The sequence below is a fragment of the Sphingomonas populi genome (assembly GCF_004208535.1).
Classification (GTDB): domain Bacteria; phylum Pseudomonadota; class Alphaproteobacteria; order Sphingomonadales; family Sphingomonadaceae; genus Sphingomonas; species Sphingomonas populi.
The window spans coordinates 1-10119 of sequence record NZ_SGIS01000072.1 but is presented as its reverse complement, the minus strand read 5'-3'; the positions used below and the strand labels follow the sequence as shown (position 1 = coordinate 10119).

The window sequence follows — 10119 nt, the reverse complement described above, 5'->3', positions numbered from 1 at the left end:
TGCGAAAACCCTGCTCCGGGTGAGGGCGTCGGGCCAGAATGGCGATGACCAAGCCTTCGGTTTCGGGACCGATCTGCGCGGCCCAGCGCTGGAAGCGTTCCGGTGACCACTCGGCATAGTGCCGGTGGTTGGACGGCATATGATCCAATTGGGTGCCGTGGCGCGTCGCGCCGCCATAGCGGCGTTGATGGGCTGCGACCCGCTGGCCTTTGTGGAAGAGTTCAAATCGTACCCGATGTGATGCGCGCGTCGATCTGCTGACGGATCAGTGCATGGGGGACCGAATCGACCCAATGCGCGGCCGGGCGGGCGCTCTCTCACGGTCGGGAGTTTATGCTTGCGCCGCCGTCCAAACAGCGCTTGTCCAGCGAACTCGCTTCGCTCGACAACGAATCTCGGGCTACCATGCCCTCTTCCTAAGCGATGATCGCGTTTGCCTTGGCAATCGCCGACAACACGTCTGCACTAGGCTTGGCCGTTCGCACCTGGGTCTCGCGGTCGACTGCCATCAACCCGAACTTCGGGCCGTAGCCGAACAACCACTCGAAGTTATCCATCGCGGACCAATGCCAGTAGCCGCGCACGTCTATCCCGTCCGCAATGCACTTGTGAAGGCCGCCCAACGCTTCCGAGATATAGCGCGCCCGAACTCGATCATCGTCGATGCCGATGCCGTTTTCGGTGACGAGGATCGGCCGCGCGGTCATATGCGCAGCGTAGCGGACCGCACCTGCCAGGCCTGCGGGATAATATTCCTGGTTGAGCTGGGTCAAAAGCGATCCGGCTGGCGGTGCAATCGGCCCGGCCGTGCCAATGCGTTCACGCGTGTAGTTCTGCACGCCGACGAAATCGTCATCCCGGGCGCCCTCGAGCCAGACATCATAACGTCTCGACCGTTCCGCTGCGCCCGCGCCCGGAGCACCCGGCGCGTCCTGGACATCCGACATCGCGAGCGTGAGTCCGACTGGCAGTTTCGGGCGGATTGCCTTGATCGCACGTCGCGCAGATACGTGGCACTGACGCACGATCGGTTTAGAGATCGCCACGTCGTCGAACAGGAAGGACCGCCAGTGAGGTGATTTCGTCGCTACCTGCGCCGCATCAAGCATCGGCTCCAAAACTGGCAACGGTACGAAATCCATGAAGCTGAGATTGGCTTCGTTGAACGTGCACAAAGTATCGATCAAGTCACCGCAGTGCTGCACAACCGCTTCGGCATATCGCGTGAACGCTCCGATTGCGTCCGCATTCTCAAATCCACCCTGAACTGCAAACCATAATGGCGACGTGAAGTGATGCAGCGTGACGACGGTGTGCAGCCCATGTTGGCGACACGCGCTCAGCATATCCCGGTAATGATCGAGCACTGCCCTGTCGTACTGGCCGGGGGCCGGCTCGATGCGTGCCCATTCGACCGAGAACCGGTAGCTGCCGAGCCCCAGCGCAGCGATCCTCGCGATGTCCTGCGGGTAAAGCCGATAGTGGTCGCACGCTGTACCTGATGGCTCCTTGATGATAGTGCGGGGAACCGTTTCGAGCAGCCACCAATCGCTGTTCCAATTGTTGCCCTCAACCTGATGCGCGGCAGTCGCGGTGCCCCAGAGAAAGCCCTTGGGGAAAGCTCGCGCAGCGCCCGGGAGTACGGCGGACCGGGCCGGAGGCGCGGCAACACCGACTGCCGCCGCCATGCCGGTCATCACCATGCGACGCGTTGGCATCTTCATCACCATCATTGTGGCTCCCCCTGCTTTTCCGCAACGATCCGAACTGGCTCCAGCAAGCCGGACGGGGTGAGCGGCGTTGTTGCCGACAAGCCCTTGCCCAATAGAGCGAAGCCGCCACCTGATGCTACATTGGTCCACGCGTGTGGCGTGGCCCCGGGCTGGAGATCGCCCACGAAGCGGTTCTGCCAGGTGTTCGCCACCCGGATCTCGATCGTGTTGGCGCCCCGGTGAAGCTGGTCAGAGACATCGACCCTGTACGGCTTGGCCCAGGCAGTGCCAGCGAGAACACCATTGACGCGCACTTCAGCGACGTCGCCGATCGCGCCAAGATCGATAAAGAGCCGTTCTCCGGAGCCAAACCAATTAGCGGGTGCGTTGACCACGCGTTGGTAGGTGCCGACGCCGGAAAAATAGCGCACACTCGGATCGGGGTTCGCGGTCCAGCTTCCGATCGCAGCCTTGGTTGCTGCGCCGCCCGGCAGACGCAGCGTCCAGTCCCCGGCCAGCGTCGCGACCTTCCGGACGGACGGCGCGGCAAGGGTCAGCTCGGGCGTTGCGGCTGGTTTGCGGAAGATCACGAACACCGCCTCGTACGGGGTCAACGTGAGCGGTATCTGCGTGCGTCCGGCTGCGATTGTGTAACCAACCTTCTCGACCGTGCCGGTTTCGGCGTGCCATAGTTCGGGAACGCGCCCGGTGGAGCGGAACCACGCGGGGACCGTTGCCGACAGGTCACTCTGGTTGGTGATGAAGTACAGTTCCCCGTCGGGAAGCGTGCGGTGAGTGAAGCGCAGGTCCATGGCCGGATCGGGCGCGGCATAGTCAAAATCGCGCACGATGCTTTCCGCCGCCAGTATTGCGGACACGGCACGCCGCCAGTAGACGCGGCCCTTGCCATAGCTGTTGACGGTCAGCGCCCCGCCATCGGTCTGCCCCCACAGGCTGTCAGCGATGGTTCGCACCGCATCATTGGATGAGCCAAGGCTGGGCGAGCCGGTCGGCTTCGGTCCGACCAATATGGCTCCCTCCGCGACCATATCGCGCAGTTTAGTGATAATCGGCAGGGTAAGGCGATCCTCTTTCTCCGGGAGAATGAGCAGACGGTAGCGCGCGCCCCCGGGGAAGGTGATGCGGCCATTCTCGACCGTTGCCAGCCGTAGCAGCGCATCGGCGTTGACGTAGTCGAAGCCGTGCCCGGGCAGATCGACCACACCGCCCGCATCACGATAGGGCACGCCGGAAGGAGCGCCTTCACCATAGAAGTACAAAACGTCGGCAGCTGGTACGCCTTGCTGGAGCAGGTACGAACTGCGTGCCAGATAGTCGATCCACGGCTTGGCCATCTCCGCCCAGGTCTCATGGCGGGTGAAGACTTGTCCGAACGGCCCGAGCGTCAGGCCGGGTTTGTGCGTGTCGTCGGGCTGATGCGGCGACGTATGGATCACCAGCCGATTCACCCCCATCGCCATGTATTTGTCGGCGACCCACTTCAGGCTCCACGGCGTGGACGTCCACTGCGGCAGAGACGACGTCAGCGCTTCCGCGGCGACCAGCGGCTTGCCATAGACGTGAGCGGTCGAGCGCGTCTCGATGATGTCGGCCGGAAATTCATCGTTGACCACGCCCTGATAGGCGGCGGGTTTGCCGCCGAACGGGATCGCCCAGAATTCGCCCATCGGGATATCGGTCTGGCTCTTGGCGAGCATGCCGTCGGCGACCGTCGGCCAGGCAGCGCCGGTCGCCTCGCCATAATACCCGAGCCCGTGTTCCTTGGCGAAGCGCGTGATCGTGCCGTAGTGGTTTTCCGCGACCAGATCGGCAAGCGTGCGACGGAAATCCCACAGGAATGCGTCGCTTTTCTCGGCGCTGTCGACGACATGTCCTGCAAGCACCGGCAACATGCGGGTGAGATCGTAGCCGCGACGCTGGCGGAACTCGGCCGGCATCGGCTCCGTCCAGTTCTCTTGCCCGGCCTCCCAGCTATCCGTCAGCAGGTAGCGCAGACCACGCTCGCCGACCAATGGCCCAAGTTTGTTGATGACTGGTGTCAGGTAGGCGTCAAGGTGCGCGCGGACGTGGGCGGCGTTGAGCTTGTCGACCTCCAGGCCGGTCCCCTCGGGCGTTGCCGGGTGGTTGACCTCGCCAGTCAGCGACCAGCCGGCACGTAACACCGTCCAATCGCCCGCAGGCGCAGTCCAGTCGAGCGTGCCATCGGCGCGGAGACGGTCGGTCAAGTCAACGATGTCGGCGCTGCGGATCGCGGCCGAGGGCGCCACGTTAGGCGTGCGAAGCGCATCCGCATCGGCGCTTACGCCGAAGCCGGCGCGATCCTCGAACAGATCGACACGCGCCCCCGGCACCAGCGCCAGTTCCGCGATGGCGATTCCCGGCTCCTGCGGCCACGGATTGCGCGATACTTCGGCGCGGTCGAACACGACCCGGAAGTGCAGTGCCGTCGTTGCGGGCAAAGCGAAGGTGCGTTCCGGCGCCGGATTGTGCGCTGCTCCGACGAGCGTGCGGATCGAGCGCCAGACCGTACCGTCGTCGCTTGCCTCAACCCGTCCCTGCGGGCCATCCGCGAAGCGTCCGCCGAGTGGCCCGACATAGGTTAGCGCACGGATCGTCGCCGGGTTCGCAAAGTCATAGCGGACCCACACTGGCGCACCTGCGGCCGGCGCGGGCAGGACCACCTTGCCCTCGACATCGCCGTCGACCAGCTTGGCCGTGTCGACGCCGGGCGCATTGGTGGTGATGCGCGGCGCAAGGCTGGCGAGTGGCATGTCGCTGGAAGGGGTACGGAACGCCAGCACCGCGACATCGCGCGCCAGCCCCGGCCTGTCCGCCTCGAGCTTGCCCGTCGCGTCGCGCTTCGCCACCGTCTGGAACGGGCCGGCATTGGCGGGCAGCGGCGCAAGCTTGCCTGCGCGACGGCCGCCGACGATCCGCGTCTCGCTCCAGACGAATTTCTTCATGCCCCATTCGGGCTTTACCCAGGGGCCGCCCGTCTCGCTCCAGCCAGGCCCCGCCGCCATCGCGAACTCGAGGCCGAGCCGGTCGGCTTCGGATGCGGCGAAGCGCAGGTTGGCATACCATTGCGGGCTGAGGACGGTTACCCGCTCGGGTACGATATTGGGCGCGCCCATGTCGCCATCGAACATCATCGCGCCGGCGATGCCGGCGCGCTTCATCCATTCGAAATCCTTGGTGATGCCGTCTTGCGACACGTTGCCGCTAAGCCAGTGCCACCACACCCGCGGACGCGCGGTGTCGGGCGGGGCCAGAAACGCGGCGCGCAGAGGATCGGCCACGGCGCTCGGTGCCGACACCGTCTCGGGTGTCGCCGGAGCCGCAGGCGCAATGCTCTGCGCGGCCGCAGCTCCGGAGAGCGCCGTGGTCGCGAACAGGAAGGCTACGCGCCCGGGGAACGACAGGATCATATTGGCTCCGTGACGATACGAGCGATTTTACCGGGTCTTCCTCGACGCCGGACGTCGCCGCGACCGACTGAGGTCGGGATAGGGTCAGGACCGGAGGGGCGATGATAGTGCGGTCACCCCGCCGACCTGGATGTCAGAACTTCTTGCGGATGCCGACGGACACGATCCGGCCGAGCGGCGACGCCACCGTTGGATCGAAGCCATAATAATTGTTGCCGGCGTCGTAATAGAAAGGCGGATCCTTGTCGAAGAGGTTGCTGACATCAACGGTCAACTGCGTGTTGGCAGCGATCCCGGAGAACGGCAGCACCCAGCCACCGTGGAAGTCGACGGTGGTGAACGACCCCGTGTTGCTGTTATCGATCAGGTTCTTGTAGCCGTTGGTGTAGTTCACGAACACGGTCGCGTCATACGGCCCCTTCGCCCATCCAAGGTGACCGCGCAGCTTCAGATTGACCGCATAGTCGGTGTTCAATCGGCTCGTCACCACGGTATCGCCGTTGATCTGCTGATCGAACTTCCACAGCCAGGTGCCGGCCGCGCCGACGTTGAACGCTCCATAGTCGCTCGACATCGCGTAGGAGACGTCGAAATCCAACCCATCGATCTTCTGCCGGGCGAAATTCTGCCGTCGCAGATCATAGATCGCGGTCGGCAACGCGCCGACGTCGGGGTAGGACAGACCGTCGTGCCGCATTCCTGCGGTCGCAGCCAGCACCTGCGCAGCAGTTGGCGTATATGTGCGGAAACGATCGTAGATCGGGTTGTTCGGTTCGGTAACGACGTTGAAACCCGGGAAACTGATGACGTTCTTATAGTCGATGTTGAAGTAGGCCGTGCTGATCTTCAGCCCGGGCAGAAACCTGGGCTTCAGGTCGCCGCCGAGCGAGAAGGTGGTGGCCTTTTCGGGTTCGAGCTTGTTGCCGCCCGCAAGCACGATGGAATAGGCGCTCGACCCTGCACCAGTGAAATCGGCGAAGCGAATGGCACGCGTGTCGATCGCCGTTCCGGCGTCCGCAAGGCTGGGTGCGTGGAAGGACTTGCCGAAACTGCCGTGCAGGACGAGCCCTTCGACGGGCGTCCAGTTCACGCCCACCTTCGGGTTGGTGGTGCCGCCGACGTCGTTGTAATGATCATACCGACCGGAGAGCGAGATATCGAGCTTCTGGAAGCCGCCGATCGCGTTGGCATCGCCGAACACCGGGATGAACAGTTCGCCATAAAAAGAGTAGCTGTTGCGTGTGCCGGAGGTCGTAGTCTGCGGACTCGTCCCGGAGGCGCCGGTATCGACCGAAGCGCCGAACTTCTCGCGGCGAATGTCAGCGCCGAGCGCTGCCTTCACAGCGCCGCCGGGGAGTTGGAACAGCGACCCGTCGACCTTGGCAAGCCCTTCCAACACGGTCTGCTGGCCATAATAATGTGTGCGATAATCGCCAACTTGCGACACCAACGTCGGGTCGTTTGCAACACCGATGCCATACGGGTTGAACTGGCCGTTTCCGACAAGGGTCGTCAGCAGAGCCTGGTTGATGCCGCCCTGGTAGATGTTGTCGCGCTCACGGCCGTAATTGACGTCTACAGAACCTTTCCAGTCGCTGAACAGGTTTGCGTCGAGCCCGGCGTTCGACGACCACGTTTCGGTGCGGATGCGGTTGGTGACGGTAGGTCCGAAGTCGCCAGTCCCATTGTAGGTCACCGTTTCGGCACCGGCAGGAACACCCTGAGCCACGACCGCATTGTAGAACGGGCCGCTGGTGACCGGCACGCTGAGGCCGCCACTCGATACATAGCCGCCAGAAATCGCCTGAAGCGAGTCGACGTTGCGTCTGGAATAGATCGTGCGGGCGCGCAGCGTGATGCCGTCGCCGAGTTCCTGCCGGATCGACAGCATCCCCTGATGGCGGTGCTGTGCGGGTACAAGGTCGTTAGCCTGGTTGACGTCGCACTGGTTGAACGTGCCTCTCGCGACGCCAGCCGGCGACAGTGCGTAGTTTGTGCCGCCGACGGTCACGTTTGCGGGGCTGCACAGCGTCGAGAGCGTACGCGAATAGTAATAGTCGCGCTCTCTGCCATTCAGCGCCGTGTTCTCGGAATACTCATAGTCGAAGAGGACGGAGCCGGTATCCCATGTCTTACCGGCCAGGATGTTGCCGTTGTAGGTGCGATAGCCGCTGCCAAAGCCGACCCGCCCGTTGGTCTCGATCCCGTTGACGTTCTTGCGCAGGATGAAGTTGACCACACCCGCTACGGCGTCGGAGCCGTAGATCGAGGACGCGCCATCCGCCACAACCTCTATCCGCTCGATCGCGGAGGGCGGGATCGCGCTCGGATCCGGTGCGGTCTGGTTGATGCCGGCGCCCGGCAGTCGTAGGCCGTCCACTAGAACCAGCGTCAGACCACCACCGCCATTGCCGACGCCGATACCGTGAATGGCGGGCTGATCGACAAAATTGGCCTGGTCGTGACCGGTGTTCTGGCCGGTCGCACCAAAGCTGCCGAGCTGGGGCACCGACCGGAGCAACTCAGTCGTCGTCGAAGCGCCCGTCGCCACGATGTCTGCGCGCGAAACCGTGGTCAGCGCGGACCCGGTCGGCGCCACGCCGCGAATGCTCGATCCGGTGACGATGATGTCCTGGACCGGTTCGGCAGAAAGCGCTTCTGCTGGGGGCGGCGCATCGGCCTGCGGCGTGGCTGCCTGCATCTCCGAGGCGGGGTTGGTTGCGCCGGTTTGTTCAACAAACGCAACCGCGCGGGGCTTGCTCGTCAAAGAGGCGATCGGCCGACGCGCTTCGGGCGCCGCGACGGTGTAGGTACGCGGGCCAGTCTGCCTGATCAGCAGTCCCGTACCGGCGGTGAGACGTTTCAGGCCTTCCTCGACCGTGAAGGCACCCTTGACCTTCGACACGCTTTTGCCGGTGACCGACGATCCAAGTGCGAGGATCTGAATTCCAGCTTGCTGAGCGAAGCTCACCAGACCTTTATCGGCCGGCTGGGCGTTCACGTCGAATTGGCGGGTGCTCACCTGACCAACTGCGGCGGACGCGGCGGTCATCCCAACCGTGGACAGCGCCGTCGTGGTGATAAGTGCTAAAAGTGGCTGACGAAACAGCAACATAAACCCTCCCCTTGCCAGCGCATTGTTGCGCTCTGTTTCGTCAGATGTACGAGGGTGGCGTTTCCTTCATTCCACAGACGATTTTTTTATCCAGATTGTTGAACCATCCCGCTCGACATGGCCGCCAACGAGGCTGGCGGCAGTTGTGGCGAAACCATTGATGTCGTCGGTACTGAACCAGCCGACAACCTCGCGATCGGACAGGCTCGGATCGATCTCCAACTGCTCGACATGATATCGATTGAACTCTTCCACCGCAGCGCCGAGCTTCATTCTGTCGAGCACGATCCGCCCCTCCCGCCAGGCGAGGCGCTGGTCGGAAGCCGAGCCATCCAGAAGGCCCCGGCGTAGGTTGCTATAACGGTCGACGACCACACGGTGCCCGGCCTCTATGAGAACAGCCTCTTGCGTAGCGGCGAGTGGCCACACCTTGACGGTGCCTTCGGTGACGATGATCTCCGTGGAATCGGCATGCCGGCGGACGTCGAACGCCGTGCCGACCGCCTGCGCGACCGCTGGGCCGGCAGCGACCGTGAAAGGCCTCGAGTGGTTCTTGGCAACCTGGAACCACGCCTCGCCGCTCGCCAGCGTGACATCGCGCCGGTGTTCCGTGAACGCGATGCGCAGTGCGGAGCCGCTGTTAACCATCGCCACCGACCCGTCTTCGAGCGGAATGTGGCGGATCTCACCCACATCGGTCTTGATCCGACGTGCTCTTGGCCAGAACTGCCACGTTGCGCCCACCGTGAGTGCCGCCGCTAACCCGGTGCCGTAGCTGAGCAGTCGACGGCGCGATGGTGCATGGTCCGGCGCGACGGACACCTCTTCGATGACTGGATCCGCCGGCTTGCCGTGCAGCGCACGGGCACGGTCGAGCAGGCTGAGCGCCGCCCGCTGTCGGAGAAAAGCGCCCTGGTGCCGGCGATCGGCGATCAGCCACGTATCGAGCGCTGCTTCCTCCTCGACGTTCAAACCACGGTCGAGGCGAGCCGCCCATGCGGAAGCTTCGGTATCAATCCTGGACACGATGCCGAACCTTTCCGTGTCGTCTACCTCGAGCGTGCAGCGGAAGCTCCGCCCGTTCCTCCTGCGTGAGCGCGCGCACGATCTTGTCCAAGCTCCGCGATATCTCGTTTTCGACGACGCTTTCGCTGAGGCCAAGCTGAGCGGAGATATCGCGCTGTGAAAGGCCTTCAATCTTGCGCATGCGGAAGACCTGCCGCCCCCGCTCCGGCAGCATGGCGATCAGCTGCTCGACCCGGGCCAGCATCCGACGATCGGAGGCCAGGCGCTCCGGATTGCCATGTTCCCCGTCCGCCGCTTGGTCCATTTCGGCGAGGCCGGTCGCCGCCTCGATGCTGACGATCCTGTCGCGGCGCAGTTGCTCGAGCACGATGTTGCGCGCCGTTTTGAACAGATACTGGCGTGGATCTTCAATGTGGCTGACGCGCTCGAGCGTAGCGATGCGACAATACGCCTCCTGCACGACGTCATCCACGTCAATCGCCGGAAACGCCGACCGCAGCCAGCTGCGCAGGCGCGCCTCGTGCGGCAGGATATAGCGCCCGACCCATCCGACCAGTTCTGCTGACGTCAGCTTCATCTCACCCCTCGCATAAGCACAGATGCGCCAGAATGCGTTTTCCTTCACCTTGAAATGTATGAACTCGTTGCGGCAGCTTTGATCGCTCTTCCAGCTTCGCGCCAATCAAGACCACGCTAGTGCAGCGAGTCAGACGGAAGATGCAGGCAGTCTGGCGAGCTTGTCGAGGATTTGAGCGGCGGGCTTGGTCCAGACGAAGGGCTTTGGGTCGGCGTTGTGTTCCTTGAGGTAGCGATTGAT

The 10119-nt window shown here is 63.6% G+C and carries 5 protein-coding genes and 1 pseudogene; all 6 read right to left on the bottom strand.

What is annotated here, in order from left to right; translation table 11 throughout:
• Nucleotides 1-416: 416 nt before the first annotated feature.
• Nucleotides 417-1733 (bottom strand): glycoside hydrolase family 1 protein, encoded by a 1317-nt coding sequence (locus EWE75_RS22900; protein WP_206364857.1) that lies wholly within the window; start codon nt 1731-1733, stop codon nt 417-419.
• A complete protein-coding gene (locus tag EWE75_RS22895) occupies nt 1730-5161 on the bottom strand; it encodes a glycosyl hydrolase (RefSeq protein WP_130160383.1) in 3432 nt (1143 codons plus the stop codon). The genes EWE75_RS22900 and EWE75_RS22895 overlap by 4 nt, the downstream gene beginning before the upstream one ends.
• Before the next feature lie 133 nt (nt 5162-5294).
• Nucleotides 5295-8276, bottom strand: a complete 2982-nt coding sequence (locus EWE75_RS26100; protein WP_130160382.1) for a TonB-dependent receptor — start codon at nt 8274-8276, stop codon at nt 5295-5297.
• A gap of 66 nt (nt 8277-8342) precedes the next feature.
• Nucleotides 8343-9302, bottom strand: coding sequence for a FecR family protein (locus tag EWE75_RS22885; protein ID WP_231708532.1), 960 nt, complete (start codon nt 9300-9302; stop codon nt 8343-8345).
• Entirely contained in the window at nt 9289-9879 is a 591-nt protein-coding gene (locus tag EWE75_RS22880; protein ID WP_165388501.1) for an RNA polymerase sigma factor, read from the bottom strand. The genes EWE75_RS22885 and EWE75_RS22880 overlap by 14 nt, the downstream gene beginning before the upstream one ends.
• A 129-nt stretch (nt 9880-10008) precedes the next feature.
• Nucleotides 10009-10119, bottom strand: a pseudogene (locus EWE75_RS25780) (IS630 family transposase); the annotation flags it as partial.